Source organism: Cohnella suwonensis, assembly GCF_042655365.1.
Lineage (GTDB): Bacteria > Bacillota > Bacilli > Paenibacillales > Paenibacillaceae > Cohnella > Cohnella suwonensis.
In genome coordinates, this window is the sequence record NZ_JBHSMH010000021.1 from 60,665 (window position 1) to 75,841 (window position 15,177).

A 15,177-nucleotide genomic window follows, 5' to 3' on the forward strand; every position below is an offset into this window, starting at 1 on the left:
ATTAACTTGTCCGCCGGAAGCGTCGGCAGTGCGCATTTGCAGCTGGAAAGCATCGGCGGCGATCATTTGAAGCCGGAATCAGTGCAAGGTTTCCATCTAAGTAAAGGGGCGGTTTCAATATCGCACCTGGCGCCCGATTTGTTAGATTTGACCAAGATGGGAGAACGCCGGATCGATGCGGAGCGGCTGGAACCGAATGCGGTCGGTTCGGTTCATCTGCAGGACGGAGCCGTAGGCACCGCTCATTTGGCAGCCGATAGCGTGGGCGAACTAAACATTGCAAAAGGCGCGGTAACCTCCGAGAAGCTGGCAGAGGAAAGCGTGACCTCCCTTAACCTGTCCGCCGGAAGCGTCGGCAGTGCGCATTTGCAGCTGGAAAGCATCGGCGGCGATCATTTGAAGCCGGAATCGGTGCAAGGTTTCCATCTAAGTAAAGGGGCGGTTTCAATATCGCACCTGGCGCCCGATTTGTTCGATTTGACCAAGACGGGAGAACGCCGGATCGATGCGGAGCTGCTGGAACCGAATGCGGTCGGTTCGGTTCATCTGCAGGACGGAGCCGTAACGGAAGAAAAGCTTGCGGACGGTTCGGTCACGATGGAGAAGTTGGCCAAAGGTTCAGTCGGAGGGCAGCAGCTAGCGGAAGGTTCGGTTACGGGATTAAAGCTGGCACAGGGTGCCGTAAACCCCGACAATCTTTCTTATTCTCTTCTCGAGTTTATCTCTTTAGCAGGAAGTCCGATCAACGAAGATCGATTGCAGGATCATTCCGTTACTGCCGAGAAGCTTGCTTTCGGTGCAGTCGGAACCGAGCAAATTGCCAACGGCTCTATTACCGGAGAGAAGTTGCAGAATGGAAGCATCGGATCGGATCAATTGGCCGCGGGATCGGTTGACGCAGAGAAGATCTCCGTACGGAGCGTCAGCTCCTCGCACATCATCCCGCGTTCCATTCAAGGCTATCACCTAGGAGAACAAATTATTACCTCCAGACATCTTGATGATGAGGTTGTGACGGAGTCGCATCTCGCCGACGGCAGCGTGAGCAGCGCGAAGCTCTCGACAGAGGTGCAACAATTGCTGACGCAATTACAGCAAACACGGCAAGATTCAGTGGTAAGGCCCTCACCAAGAGACAATGACGCTCATCTCGGTGCAGGCAGCGTGACGACAGAGCATCTCGCCGACGGAAGCGTCAGCGGGGCGAAGTTGGCATTCTTTCCGATGGCGGCTCAATTGCCAGGAATCTCCCTCGCCTTCGGGAGCCAACATTATGCTTTTCAAGGCGCAATGGAAACAATCAAGCTTACCGTTTCCTTCTCATCCCCATTCGCAGATGATTCATACATCTTGATTGCAATGTCGGACCATCCTTCCTGCAGATGCGTTCTCGGCTGCAAACAGGCACATGAAGCGGAGCTGGAAATCATCCGTACACGCCTCGGACCGGAGCCTATAGGCTATATTCAATGGATTGCAATTGGGACAAAAAAGGATTAATCATTCCCTTATGTCATTTAAGAAATGAGCGCTAGCGGCACCGAATTTGTCGGTGCCGTTTTTGGTTTGCCGATGACGAGCTTAAAACAGTACATATGCCGTTACGGATTGATACATCACACATACAATATCATGTATACCGTTGCCCGAGTCTGAGGGGGGGATGGAATGGCGAACCAGTTCCGGAAAAACCGGAGACGTTCCCGATTGTCCGGCCGGAGCAAGTTAACGCGACGATTGTTGAAAGGAAAGCAAGAGTTCAATAAGGAAAGACCCATCATCGACACTCCTGCCGGACAAGAATCTTCTCCCGTCGTTTCCGTTATTGTGCCAGTCATGAATGAAAGAAAAACGTTGCGAAGAGTTCTGGAGGAAGCCTCCCGAGTGCATCCCAAAACGGAAGTCATTGTTGTCGTTAACGGTTCAACTGACGGATCACTGGAAATTGCCAGAAAAAGCGGCGCGAAGGTGTTGGTATATGAAAGTCCGCTTGGTCATGATGTAGGAAGATCGATAGGAGCAAGGGAAGCGCAGGGAAACATCTTATTGTTCATTGACGCTGACATGGTCATCCCTGCAGCTATACTGAGAGCTTTCGTTAATTCCATATCCCAAGGAGCGGATGTTGCATTAAACGATTATTCCGGTCCGGTGAAGAAGTTTACTGTTCACGGCGTCGTTCTTGCGAAGCATGCTTTAAACCAGTTGCTCGGCCGACCCGATTTAGAAGGCTCTTCCATTACAGCGGTTCCTCATGCGCTAAGTCGCAAAGCGCTTGATATCATCGGCACGTCCGCATTGTCCGTTCCTCCCTTGGCGCACACGATGGCCATCTTTGCAGGGTTGAATGTCCGTCGGGTCATTCACGTGAATGTCGGACAGCTTAATCCAATGCGTCAGGAACGAGAGCGCAAGCATTCCTTGGCTCCGTTAATTATGGGAGATCATTTGGAGGCCATTCAGTGGTGGTTGAGAAAGACGGATTCCCGGGGCGGATATGAAGACGAAGACCGTCAACGATGGATGGTGAGGTAATGGATGAATAAAAGGCAAAGCAATCGGAACAGTAGAAATATACGTACCTCCTCGTTCAGCCGCCTTATGTCCCCAAGCCAGATTCATGCGAAAAATGCGCTTTCGCGAGATCGGAATTATGGTGTAAAACATGGAAAAAAGTGGCGCGAAAAAGAAACGGTTGGCAATATCCGGGAGCGGCTGCAAGAAACTGCTCATAAGAAATGGAGCCGATATTTTCATAAGGAGGATGCCGGGAAGGGGGCGGATTGGAAGGTTGTTCTCCAAAGAGGTAAGGAGTACACATCCGGTTTTATGAAAGGTGCCGGCGTATATACAAAAATGGTTCCGGTGCCTCTCCGAAACACCGCCGCCGCTATCGTTTGCGCCAGCCGTCATACGAAGACTTTGCAAAGCGTTCTAAAAGAACTAAGCGCATTACCCCTACAAGAAATCGTCGTTGTGCTTCATAACGCATCGGACGAAACATTTTCCCATGTGCGGAGTTACAGCAATACATTGATTGCCCATTTTCCCGAAGCGATAGATCCGGACGTCGAACGGTCTTTGGGTGCTAAGCTGACTAGTGCGGATACGCTTCTGTTCGTCGATGGGGAATTCGCTGTGAATGCGGAAAATCTGGCACGTTTCCTATGGGAATGCGACAGCCGCATGGATATTGCGTTAAATGACATTTCGACAAAAATGGGATTGTTTAATCAAAGAGCGGGGACCGAGTTTTTCCGTGAATTCTTGAATAGAAGCTTAAACCGCAAGGATTTAAGAGCCAATTCTTTATTGTCGTTGCCTTTTGCCCTTTCCCGAAATGCGCTCGATACGATAGGGGTTTCGACCCTTTCGGTACCGGTCAAAGCGCACGCAACGGCTATTCTAAGAGGTTTGCGTATCGGTGTCGGCGGCTCGGTGAAATCCCGTGTCAATCGCAAGCCTATGGTTTCCGGCGAGAAATGGAGAAGAATAGCGGGGGATCATGTCGAAGCGTGGCGGGAAGCCATGACTGCCAAGGGCAGCAGATTGAATTTTGCCGATTCGATCCGTAATCGAAGTGTTCTGGGGGACTGGGAAAGATGAAGAGAGCCTCGATCATTATTCCAACTAATAATCAGCTTGATTTTCTGCAAAGCTGTATTTTATCCATACGCAAGCATACCGACATTCCCTACGAAATTATTGTTGTCGACAATGCATCAACAGATGGAACAGCAGAATGGTGCCGGAAAGAGAAAATCCCTTTTATTTCCATCTCGCGAAATAAAGGGTTTTCGTCTGCTTGCAACAAAGGCCTGTTGCTTTCATCCGGGGATACCTTGGTTCTACTGAATAACTATTCATTGGTTACGCGCGGATGGTTAAGTAATTTAACCGCGGCGCTATATAGCGGATCTGATGTCGGAATTGTCGGTCCGGTAACCAACTATGCGATCGGATCGCAGCAGGTCCAATATCCTTTTGAGAATATCGATGATTTTCAAAGAATCGCTGAGGAAGTAAATGTTTCCAATCCGGTTAAGTGGAAACGGGTCGAAAGAGTCGCCGGTATTTGCTTCGTGTTTCGGCGGGAACTCATGGACAAAATCGGCCTTCTTGATGAGCGGTTTACCCCTGGACATTTTGAATATAATGACTATTGCCTTCGCGCGAGGCAAGGAGGGTACAGTCTGCTCATTTGCCATGACACTTTAATTTATCATGAGGATAGTGCCGTCCTTCGGCAAGAAGGCATTCAAGATCAACATTCGCTGGCGGATCGAAATTACCAATTGTTTATGGATAAATGGCAATTGGATCGAGGGTCGTTTATTTAATCTTTTACAAATTACTTATTGACGAGCGTAGAATGTTGTTTATATAATAAATTATCTAAATATTGGATATTGATGCGAGGAAGCACCCGCAAACGTTGTGACGACGAGGGCCTGCTTTCTTTTTTATTGCCTTCGGCAAGTAATCGTTGATCCTAATTGAGCAAAGGGGCGTTTATTCGTGAAAAAAGGTTTGTTGATTTTGTTGGTGGCGGTGCTTATTTCAGTAATTCCTATGCGAGCTGGCGCAGTTGAGGTAGCGGTAACTTCTGCTGCATTTAAGGATGTGCCGACAACGCATTGGGCTTATGCCTATGTAATGGAGGCCGTCGAGAAGGGGATCGTCAAAGGGTTTCCGAACGGAACCTTTAAACCGAACGATCCGGTAACCGTTGCGCAGTTTTTGCAGATGATGTTTCTCTCTATGGCCGAGAAGGACGAGAGCGGGAAACTTTATTGGGCGAAGGCGCAGGTAGCGCTTGTTCCCGATTGGGTGATCGATAGTCTTTATGATCCGAGTATTAGTTTTACGCAAGGATCGCCTTGGTACATCAATTACGTGAAAAGTGCAAAAGCACTGGGAGTTATTCGTGAACAACAATACGATGGCAGGTTTAATGAGAATCTGACTCGAGAGCGTGCGGCTTGGATGATCAATACGTTAGATGGTTACTTCCGTGGGCCTATTGGTGATGATTATGCAAAAGTTGCCGGGCCGCAGTTCTTTAAGGACTTGAGCAGGGCGCTGGACGATTATTCTCGCTATGAAATATCCAAGGTTGCACTTCGGGGGATCATGACGGGTAATAATGGCTTCTTTAATCCAACAGCTTTTATTACGCGCGCTGAAGCTGTAAAAATCGTATCCTTGTTGCCTGACGCTTCCAAGCGCAGCCCTGCGAAGGTTAACTTGACTGGAGTTCCTTACTCGATGGTCAAAAACCCAGGATATGATGATGGGGTCTTTGTTTTTGCAAATGCTGAAATGAAAAAAGTATACGATACTCTTCGGTCTTCTCAATCCTCATTTGCTGGCGTAACAGATAGTGCATTTGCGCATCTTGGGTATTATCAAAATGATGAAATGAAGGAAAAAGCATTTAAACAAAACTTCTATTTAGACTTCAATGATCAAAACATTTACGATGATTTGAATTTTGGTTTTACTGGAAACAATTATACGATTTCTTTGGGAACAAATTCCGGTTTTGCGGAGAGGGCTTCCAAACCATTGAATGAAATGTTAGCGATGATATATAAGGATCCGGATCCGGTAAAAAAACTGATTGACACTGCTGTTGTATCAAGCCGAGATGCCTATCAAGTCAATCTCAAAAAAACATTCGAGCATCGAGATATTCTTATCACTTCTACGGGGAGAAAATTTTTGTTGATCTCCATTGGTGCATACAGTGATATGTAAGGTGCGGAAGTCTATGAAATTGAAGGGAAATCAAAAGGTTCTCTTCTTCTTGTTAATGGTACTATCTGTATCGATAGTTATGCCATTAGGTCCTGAACCGGCTGAAGCTGCTAGTATGGACATGGCGCAATGTATTCAAAAGAATGCAAATTTGAAACCGCCTCCAGGTTTCGATATTTGTATTCGTTTGTTGTCTGATGGCTCGATTAAATCATTTAATCAAAAGCTGTTTGATGACCTACGTGTTGTTGCTTATGGGACCATTGTAGAACTGAACACGAGAAGCAATGATTTTAAGGAAAATTGGCAAACGCTTGATGGCGATGAGCGTAAGAATACGGAAACCAGTATCGATCCACCACATCCTTATTTTTCGAAGAACGGAGAGCGAGGGGAATATCGTTATTATGGATACGATCGGAATGGGAGTAAATACACCAATCCGTATTTCTTAGACGATGCGAAAAGCGGAACAAGTCCCAGCTTAATGAAGTGGGTGTATCGTCCTTGGGAGAGCAATTTGACTGAAGGAAATCGACAAAAACCAAACAGTTTCACACCAGTTTTTGGTAGAAACTTCAATAGAGCAGAAGATGTTTATCGTGCGGGACCACAAGCTATAAACACATTCGATAAAATCGTCCAAAACGATTACTTCAACGGCGGAATCATCGAATCCTCAAGCAAAAACCGTACCCCAAAAGACCAAAATACATCCAAAACATCAAGACATCTATTCGACTACATGTATGTGGAGCAAGTCCCTTCCGTATGGGCCGGCGGACAGGGGCGAATGTTTCATGAAAACAACGACGGTAGCGTATGGTATCAATCGTTTACATTGGACAAGCTTTCCGGCAAGAAGAAACCGGGTCTGAAATCCACGACCATCAAGCCCAAAGATAAACTGAAGGAGCAATACATCCTATCTAGCGATAGTTTGCAGACCCAAGTGGATCTGACGAAGGCGCCGACCACGTGGAAATGGGCATTTTCATTTGACTCCATCATCCATGATGATCGTAAAATAGACCTGGGCGACCAGGACGTGATGTACAAAGATCCTTTCCGGAAGCTCGAATACTATACGCGAAACGACGTCTCGTATTGGGAGTTTACGATTACCTACAACGTGGCCGGAACGCCGACGACGAAGACGGTCAAGACGAACGCCAACGGTCAAGTCATTTTCGACAACGGCCGTCAGATCGGACGGTTTACCGATCAGGCTATCACGTTCAACAAAGCTGATTTCACCAAAGACGATCAGGTCGTCATCCAGCTTCATGCCGAAGCTCACTACGAATCGCCAAACCCGTCTGCGACATTCGATGCCGGCAACTATACGTACACGATTCGATTCGGAGAGACGGTACTGCCGATTATCACGGACAAGCCCGGACGCGTTCCGCTTCCGGACTATCCGGAGATGCTGTCGTGCGTGGCGACGATCCCGAAGGATGCGTTCGATATCGTGAAATATAGTCCCTCGGACTCCACTGACGCAAGCAAGGTTCAATCACGACGAGTTTGGATCGATGGTATCCCCATCAATGACAGTGACTTCTTCGCCGGAAACTATATTTTCGGAGACGAAGCGGACGGGATACATCAAATAATGGTTCAGTGGACGCCATTCCCGTCCGCGGATCCGCTCGTTCCGCCCGATTACGATCCCGGCTGCCAGAGAACGCAATGGGTTAACGTCCATGACACGATGCCGCGCGCGCAGTTCCTCTTAAACGGCGGATTGTTCAAAGAAAACCGGAAATGGACGGTAGACGACACGTCCGCGCTTGCGATCGATCCTTTCGTCGAAGCGGCTTACCCGCTTAACGATTGGCAGTGGTCATGGATAGCTCTCGAGGATAGCGATCTTGCGGATCGAGTGCTGCCGCTGGACGGAACCCGGCACAAAGAATTCATGTTCAAAAAACCGGGACGGTATCAGCTCGCGCTTACGGTCACGAATGCGCTCGGGCGTACTTCGGACCCTTACGTTCTGCCGTTCAGCGTATTGCGCGACGAGGACCCGGCAGTCGTCTTCTATCCGTATTCGAGTCAGATCAGCAGGGAAGACGCGCTGACGCTTTTCGACGATCCGGTAAGCACGGACGGCGATATCATTACGAATCAAAGCTTTAAGGTCTATTACGACGCCGACGGAGACGAGACGTATTCGCGGCTCATCGACTCATTCGATAGCGTCGCTTCGATCTCCCAGTATAAACCGCCGTCTTCGTTGCTCGGCAACTATCGGATCGTCGTTACCGTCGAAGAAACCTTCGGTCAAGAGTCGTTCCCGGAATACCTCGCGCCGGCGGACAAACGCTCCACTACGAAGCAATTCGAGTTCGAGATCGATAACTATATTCCGTATAACGATATTTATACGGACGTGCCCGCGACTCGCGCTCAGGTGGATACGTACTTCCTTGCCGACAAGAATCTGGCCCAATCTAAGATCGATTACCTGAACGGTAACGGAGTAACGATTAGCAATATGCTCAGGCAAACGGGGACGGATCCTCAAGTAAACGTCTGGGACATGCATACGTACACGTACAGTCAGCCTTCTTCGACGGTTTACAACACCGGAACGAGTTACCCACCATCTACTTATTATTTCTGCAGTAGCGGCTATTGCGGCACGCTTAACCGCGATAGCTTGACGGATAACGGCTCCAACGTCGATTTCGGGCACGACGAAACGAAAACAAATTCCGATAGCCATGGAGCGTCTGCATCGTGTTCCGTGGGCGGATTCGTTGCAGCCGGACAACCGAACGACCCAACGTCATGCGATAGCACGTATTCTTATAGCGACGGCAGCGGATATTCGGGCACGTTGTCCTGCAATTACAATTATTCGAGCAGTGGCGTATACGATAGCAAAGGCAAATACTTGGGGTTCAACTGGACGAGGACGTGCTCTTATTCCGGGACGGTAACAAAAACGTGGGAGACAACGTTTCACGTCTACGATTGGCGTTGGGTCAGCAATTATTATGGTTATTACTCCGGCACGATTTACAAGGACGTGAGGCAGCCGTTCGCCAATCCGTTTACGCGGACGACATCGGTCAAATACGTGATTTACGTTTCCGATGGCATCGTGAACGATTTGGCCGATTTTAACAAGATCAAGGGATTATCGGACGCATCGATCATCTTGGTCGGATCGGATGCCATTAAGGCTCAATCAAGCCCAGCCGAACACATCAAGAACACCGGTCAACCAATCGAAGAGCTCGTCAAAAGTATCGTGGATCTGATTGCTTCGAAAAATCCCCCGTCGGCCAGCCAGATCGTCCAAGTCGACGAAAGCTTTAGCTTGTTGACGGAAGAATCGGACCCGGAATCCGACCCGATCGTTCAGCGGCAAACGATGTACGTCCACGACGAGAGCTATTTCGATCATCCGACCGGTCAAGCCGCATTCGCGATAAGCGAATACGATGCGAGCGGCTGGACGACGGAAACGTTGAAAAGCAAGTTCGGTCAGACAGGGAAGTACGACGTGTATCGACGGGTAAAGGACCTTCCTTCCCCCGATCCGAAACTGGCGAAATACGGCTACTACTCGAACGAAGCGGTAACGACCCTCCTCGTCCATCGGAAACCGATCGCTCAAGCAACGCTCGATTGGACGTACGATACGGGCTGCAGCTGCTATCGAACGAAGTGGGTAGACAAATCGTACGATCTGGATCACAACGTTAGCGACCCGGTGAAGAAAGGGATCGTAGACCGTAAGATCCGTTATAGCTTCGAAGGGGAATGGTATTACAAAGTTCCTGACGAGCTCGCTCCGGGAACGTACCATTTGGAATATACGGTGAAAGACGTCGAGGGCGCTTGGAGCGATCCGTTCGTGCTGGATTTCTCGTTAGCCGCCTCGCCACCGCCGCAGCTCGAGGCGAAGCTCAAAGCAACGGATGCGGCGTTCGCCATCTCCACGGGCGTGCCGGCCAGCGAGAGCGTAACCGCCTACGAGTTGTGGACCCGGTTCCCGTTTTCCGTCGATCTGAACTTTACGATGGGATCGCATATCAATAAAACGGCTCCGTACTTCACGGGAACGAAAACCGGCAGCGACGTCGATTGGAACGACTACAATACGACGATTCCGGCGACGACGCCCGACGGGACGTATTCGTACCGGATCCAAGCGAACGGTTCGAACGGGACGAACGCGTACAAGGATTTCAGCGTCAAAGTATTGACGCCGATCCGGCTCGCGCCTTCTGTCGTCTCTCCTGAAGGGGATGCCGTAGGGACGATCGTTCTCGGTTACCCGGTGACGCTGGCGGCGGGCACGACGGAGTATCCGAGCCAGACGACCGTCGTCGCCTTCAAAGGCCAGCCGTTCCAACGCACGGTTACGCTAACCGGGCAGGTGACCTCCGTCATCGGCGCCGGCAAGCAAAATTGGAGCGCGCCCTTCACGCCTACGGGAGCCATCCCGGACGGCACGTATACGTTCGAATGGACTTCACGGACGCCGAACGGCAATTCGGAAACGAAGACGATGCAAATCGAACTCATTCATAATACGCCGCCATTCGGAGACTTCAAGCTGTATTCGTACGACGCGAACGATTCGGCGATGCCGATCTTCGAGGGCGACGCGCTCCACGTTCGCCCCGTCGGATTGGGGGATAAAGAGCGCGCTCCGTTGACCGTACGTTACGAGCTGACCGATCCCGCGGGCACGAAAGCCTACGATCGCGTTTTCCCCGCCGTCTATCCGTACCCGGCGACCGTAGGCCCGGATTACGGACTGCCGACCGGAGCGGCGGCGGCCGGAACGTGGACCGCCAGAATGACGATCAGCGACGGCAAAGCCGCGCCGGTCGTTCGCGAGAAGACGTTTCTCGTCCGGCCTCTCGGCGTGCAAGGGTACGTAAACCATACCGAAGCGTGGGAGCTCAACCGGCTACGATATAACCGGAAGAACCCGGACTCGCCGCGGCTGCCGAATGTGTTCTGGGCGGGAGAGGTGTTCGCGCTCGAAGCGACGGTCACCGATACGTCTTCGTCCGGCACGAAGCCGACGTCGGTCGTCGCCGCGGCGTCCCCGGAGCTCCGGAAAGCATTAAGCGCGGTCGGCGCCGGCCTGTTCTGGCGCGGCCTGTTGCGGGAGGCGGACACGAATCTCGTGTTCAAAGAACTGCCCGGGGGCGCTTACTCGTTCGTTTTCCAAGCGACTTACAGCAACGGCGTCGTTAAAACGTCCGTCGTCCCGATCGAAATACGCGGCACGGTGGACGAGTACGCTTCGGTTCATCGCGTTCAATAACCGCCGCCAGCCGGCAACGAAACCGGAAGCGCCCGTTTTCTTCGTCCCGAGACGAAAGAACGGGCGCTTTTTGCCTGCTTAAATTCGCCTTCCGGACGAGTAAGTATCCAAGTCCAACCATGCCCGATTGCGGGTGATGACCGGACGGACTGGCGGAGTTATTCACGCGACAATCGGAATCGCGTTAGATCCGTTCCGATCGATTAGATCGTCCAGCGGAGCAATAGGCCGGAGCGCGTCAGACCTGAGCCAAAGCCGTAGAGCGCCATCAATTGGCCTGCCGCCAGCTTGCCTTCGCGGTAAGCGGCGTCCAAGGCGAGCGGGATGGACGCGGCCGACGTATTGCCGTTCAAGGCAACGCTTTGCAACGCTTTATCCATTGGCAAGCCGAGACGCTCGCAGATCGCTTCGATCATGCGCAGATTCGCGCTGTGCGGCACGAACCAGTCGAGCTGCTCCAGCGGAAGACCGGCGCGTTCCAGCAAATCTTTAACGCCTTCGGGCACGACGGTGAGCGCCCACTTGTATACTTCGCGGCCGTTCTGGACGATCTTCGCTCCCGGGTCGCAATAGACGTGCAAGCCTCCCGAACCGTCGGTGTCGGCGTTGGCCGCGAGCAACGAGCCTTCGGCCGCCGCTTCCAGAAGGACGGCCCCCGCGCCGTCGCCGAACAGAATGCAAGTCGAACGGTCGGCGTAATCGGTGATTCTCGTCAGCGTCTCCGCGCCGATGACGAGCGCTTTGCGGTACGCGCCGGACAACAGCAGTCCGTTCGCGAGCTGAAGCGCCGAGACGAAGCCCGCGCAAGCGGCGCTGACGTCGAGCGCGAACGCGTGCTTGGCGCCGATCGCCGTCTGCACTTGAGAGGCGACGGAAGGGAACGGACGCTCGGGCGTCGTGGTGGCGACGAGAATCGCGTCGATCTCTTCCGCGAGGACGAGAGGGAACCGGGCAAGCAGATTGCGAACGGCCGCGACGGCCAGATCGCTCGTCGTCTGATCTTCCGCCGCGCGATGGCGGACCTCGATGCCGGTTCGGCGAACGATCCACTCATCGTTCGTGTCGACCAACCGCTCCAAATCCACGTTCGTGATCGTCGCCTCTGGAACGTAACTGCCGATGGCCGCGATGCGGGCATTCGAGACGAATGCGTCTTTACGATCGTTAACGGTGGCGGTGCTCATGGCGATCACTTCCTTTTGGTGTGTGGATTTAGTACCAGGTATTAGTATCTGTTGCTTATAATCTAACGCCATTCGCCGATTCTGTCAAGACGAACAAAGGCCTTTCCGATTCGATTCGCCGCGCATATTCCGGAATGCCGGAGCGCAAGCTATGCATTGGCGAACGTCGCCGATTTCAAGACTAGCTATCGAACAAGGGGGCAACGACGAATGAAGGCTAAACGAGCCGGCTCGATGATGACGTGCATGCTAATAGGATTGACAATCGCGCTATCGGGATGCATGGAAAAGACGGGAGATCTCGGCAACAAGAACATACGGCCGAACGCCGTCGGTAACGGCAAGCAGATGAGGTTCGCGAACGACCAGGATAACGAGCGGAACCGGATAGACGGCAACCAGCGCATCAACAACAACATCGTCGGTATGCACGGCAACTCGAATCTTCAACTCGGAGAGAAAGTCGCCGCGAAAATCGCCAAAATGCCCGGCATCGACTCCGCATACGTCATGATCACGGAAAACAACGCATACGTCGCCGTGAAAGAGAAAGCCGGAGGGACGACGAAAACGAACAGCGTTAACGCGACGCAAGCGCGGAAGGACAAAATCGCGGACTTGGTCAAAGCGTCGTCGCCGACGGTCGAGAACGTGTACGTGTCCGCGAATCCGGAGTTCGAAAGCCGGATGGCCGGCTATGCCGCCGACGTGCGCATGGGGCATCCGCTTCAAGGATTCCTCAGCGAGTTCAACGCCCTCGTCGAGCGGGTGTTTCCCGCGGCATCCGGCAGCCGGGACCGCTAATCGCCGAATACGATCGGCGATCGTCGGCCGCGACGCCAATTAGTTGACAGCGAAAAGCCGTAAACGCGAGGTGACACACCTGCCGTTTGCGGCTTTTTACGCTGCGACTGCCCTATTTTTGCAATCACGCATTACGACCCATGACTTTGCACAATCCGAGATTTCTTACCGATTCGCCGCAGGGCTTGTCAATCGTTTAAACAACTGTGTTCTCGACCTCGCTCCCGCTTTATTCAGCAATTTGCTTACATGTTTTTTCACGGTGTTTTCATTAATGAACAGCTTTGCGGCTATCTCTTGGTTTGACATGCCTTCCATAACGAGGGCTGCTACTTCTTGTTCTCTCTTCGAAAAATCGAAACTTCCGGCAGCCGGCATGGGCTTGTTGGGGAAAGCATTCCGAATCAGCGCATCGCAATACTCGAGCAATTTCCGTCCGCGCAAATCCAAACGGAATGTCCGCGACGGGTACTTCTCGCCATAAAGGTAATGGGCCGCCCCTTCGACTTCTTCGTAGCCTAGGCGACTGGCGATTCGCCAATTTTCTTCGAGCGGAGTCGAAAATAATATCATTTTCCTTTTGGAGGAGAGATTCATAAGCAAGCGGGAAATCTCGGATTCCACGCCATGATCCGCATCTTTGCGGGTCTCAGCGTGGAAGATAAACCAACCGGCCGGTTGATCGGGAGGGGAACGGTGTTCCTCGAACTCCTTGGCCGATAGTACTTGAAAATAATTTTTAGTGGTCGGAAACGTGCTTAAGTAGGCAATGGAATCGCGATGAATCGGGATGGTGACGAATACGCCCATCATTTCGTCGGAATGGTTTTTGACCATGCGGATCGTATCGCGGCCTAACGGGAGTATTTCGAGCGGCTCCAGAAGCGGAAGCAGCTTTTGCTCGTAAGCGGCCATGAGTTCATGGTGATTGCCGTCCCAAAACATTTTGCGGTAATTTTGGCTGTTTTTCCGGCGCTGTTCCATGTACTGTAGCATTTCTTTGACATTGTCGCGACGGACCTCTTCTACATAGCACGCGTTCTCGGGCGTGTTTGCCAAATAATTCGAGCGCATGACGGAACCGCCCAAAATATAGAAGAGGTTCGTAATGACGAACGAGTCGTCCGTAAGCTCGGATTGGTCAAGCTGCCGAAGGTAGTATCGGGCGCTTCGTTCCATCAGCTTGCCGTAGTACTCGGGCGAGCTGTTTTGCAAATGATTCGCGAGCGCATGACGCAGTAAATCATGCATGACCCAGCCGTTCCCTGGATGCAATCGCATAAACGAAAGCCGGGTAACCGCATCAAAGCTTGAAGAGGAAAGGGTACAGGACAATAGCCACTCCAGCAGCTCCTTATTAAAACTGCGCACCACAGACCCCGCTTCGATCAAATGCCGGATTTCTTCCGGCACTTCGCGCAGCCAACCGGCCGCAATCTCCGCGAAGGCATGAGCCGGTTCTCCGCTTCGCCCTGATTTTGCGAATTTTGGCCGTTCCGACGGCGATAAGGCCATCACGAGCGACAACGTTAATGGATGTCCTTGCGTAAAACGATAGATGTCGTCGGCCCGCACGTTTTCCAATGTTCCGAATCGTTGGATATATTTCATGCACGTCTCGCGGTCGAATGGGCTAAGCGGTAAGGCTTGTAAGATTTGACGCCACGCCGGCGAGGCGATCCAGCTACCGGCAAGGGGCTTCCTGCCGGCAATGAGAACTCGGACGCTCTGGTCCAGCCCGGAGACGAAAAAATCCCGAATCCAAGCATCGACATCATTCATTTCTTCATAGGTATCGAAGGCAATGACGGCCAGTCCGTGTTGTCGGGCGAGTTCGTTGACGATGTCGACGCAGTTTGAACCTTCGTCGCATGGATTCGGATCTCGAAAAGGCCTAGAAGCAAAGATGATCGCGCGCGCAAGAGCGAAGGGGCTGTGATGGAAGTCCCTGCTGTCTACGCGTATTAACGGAACGCTCATGTCCGCTGCTCTTCGATCAATCTCATCCAACAGAAAACTTTTGCCGATGCCGCCTGTCCCGTGAATGTTCAGCACTCTTTTTCGATGTTCGTTTCCATAGAGAAATTCATGAGCGATACGAAGCTCGTCCGTGCGCCCCGTAAAGTA

The 15,177-nt window shown here is 51.8% G+C and carries 9 protein-coding genes; 7 read left to right on the forward strand and 2 right to left on the reverse strand.

Annotation, left to right across the window (positions count from 1 at the left end; translation table 11 throughout):
* The 6 genes from ACFPPD_RS08970 to ACFPPD_RS08995 all read left to right on the forward strand — a co-directional run.
* On the forward strand, nucleotides 1-1,500 hold a 1,500-nt coding region (locus tag ACFPPD_RS08970), incomplete at its 5' end, for a WIAG-tail domain (protein ID WP_378081917.1).
* 207 nt (nucleotides 1,501-1,707) lie between these two features.
* Nucleotides 1,708-2,535, forward strand: coding sequence for a glycosyltransferase family 2 protein (locus tag ACFPPD_RS08975; protein ID WP_378081920.1), 828 nt, complete (start codon nucleotides 1,708-1,710; stop codon nucleotides 2,533-2,535).
* A 3-nt stretch (nucleotides 2,536-2,538) separates the two neighbouring features.
* Nucleotides 2,539-3,606: a glycosyltransferase family 2 protein gene (locus ACFPPD_RS08980; protein WP_209749610.1), complete on the forward strand. Its 1,068-nt coding sequence runs from the start codon at nucleotides 2,539-2,541 to the stop codon at nucleotides 3,604-3,606.
* Entirely contained in the window at nucleotides 3,603-4,340 is a 738-nt protein-coding gene (locus tag ACFPPD_RS08985; RefSeq protein WP_209749609.1) for a glycosyltransferase family 2 protein, read from the forward strand. Before ACFPPD_RS08980 ends, ACFPPD_RS08985 begins: the two co-directional genes overlap by 4 nt.
* A 178-nt stretch (nucleotides 4,341-4,518) precedes the next feature.
* The gene (locus ACFPPD_RS08990) at nucleotides 4,519-5,760 is read left to right on the forward strand and encodes an S-layer homology domain-containing protein (RefSeq protein ID WP_209749608.1); all 1,242 of its coding nucleotides are present in this window, start codon (nucleotides 4,519-4,521) and stop codon (nucleotides 5,758-5,760) included.
* 121 nt (nucleotides 5,761-5,881) lie between these two features.
* On the forward strand, nucleotides 5,882-11,062 hold the full coding sequence (locus ACFPPD_RS08995; RefSeq protein WP_378081959.1) for an Athe_2463 domain-containing protein: 5,181 nt from the start codon (nucleotides 5,882-5,884) through the stop codon (nucleotides 11,060-11,062).
* 203 nt (nucleotides 11,063-11,265) lie between these two features.
* Here the strand turns inward: ACFPPD_RS08995 and ACFPPD_RS09000 are convergent, their stop codons facing one another.
* Nucleotides 11,266-12,246, reverse strand: coding sequence for a ketoacyl-ACP synthase III (locus ACFPPD_RS09000; RefSeq protein WP_209749606.1), 981 nt, complete (start codon nucleotides 12,244-12,246; stop codon nucleotides 11,266-11,268).
* A gap of 210 nt (nucleotides 12,247-12,456) precedes the next feature.
* Here ACFPPD_RS09000 and ACFPPD_RS09005 point away from each other — a divergent pair, with 210 nt between their 5' ends.
* A complete protein-coding gene (locus ACFPPD_RS09005) occupies nucleotides 12,457-13,050 on the forward strand; it encodes a YhcN/YlaJ family sporulation lipoprotein (RefSeq protein WP_209749605.1) in 594 nt (197 codons plus the stop codon).
* A 165-nt stretch (nucleotides 13,051-13,215) separates the two neighbouring features.
* Here ACFPPD_RS09005 and ACFPPD_RS09010 read toward each other — a convergent pair whose 3' ends face one another.
* Entirely contained in the window at nucleotides 13,216-15,030 is a 1,815-nt protein-coding gene (locus tag ACFPPD_RS09010; protein WP_378081925.1) for a helix-turn-helix transcriptional regulator, read from the reverse strand.
* Nucleotides 15,031-15,177 lie beyond the last annotated feature (147 nt).

What these genes read in the sequence shown, in the direction of transcription:
- ACFPPD_RS08980 (WP_209749610.1), top strand. Translation starts at nt 2,539, where the DNA reads ATGAATAAAAGGCAAAGCAATCGGAACAGTAGAAATATACGTACCTCC.
- ACFPPD_RS08985 (WP_209749609.1), top strand. Translation starts at nt 3,603, where the DNA reads ATGAAGAGAGCCTCGATCATTATTCCAACTAATAATCAGCTTGATTTT.
- ACFPPD_RS08995 (WP_378081959.1), top strand. Translation starts at nt 5,882, where the DNA reads ATGGCGCAATGTATTCAAAAGAATGCAAATTTGAAACCGCCTCCAGGT.
- ACFPPD_RS09000 (WP_209749606.1), bottom strand. Translation starts at nt 12,246, where the DNA reads ATGAGCACCGCCACCGTTAACGATCGTAAAGACGCATTCGTCTCGAAT.
- ACFPPD_RS09005 (WP_209749605.1), top strand. Translation starts at nt 12,457, where the DNA reads ATGAAGGCTAAACGAGCCGGCTCGATGATGACGTGCATGCTAATAGGA.
- ACFPPD_RS09010 (WP_378081925.1), bottom strand. Translation starts at nt 15,030, where the DNA reads ATGAGCGTTCCGTTAATACGCGTAGACAGCAGGGACTTCCATCACAGC.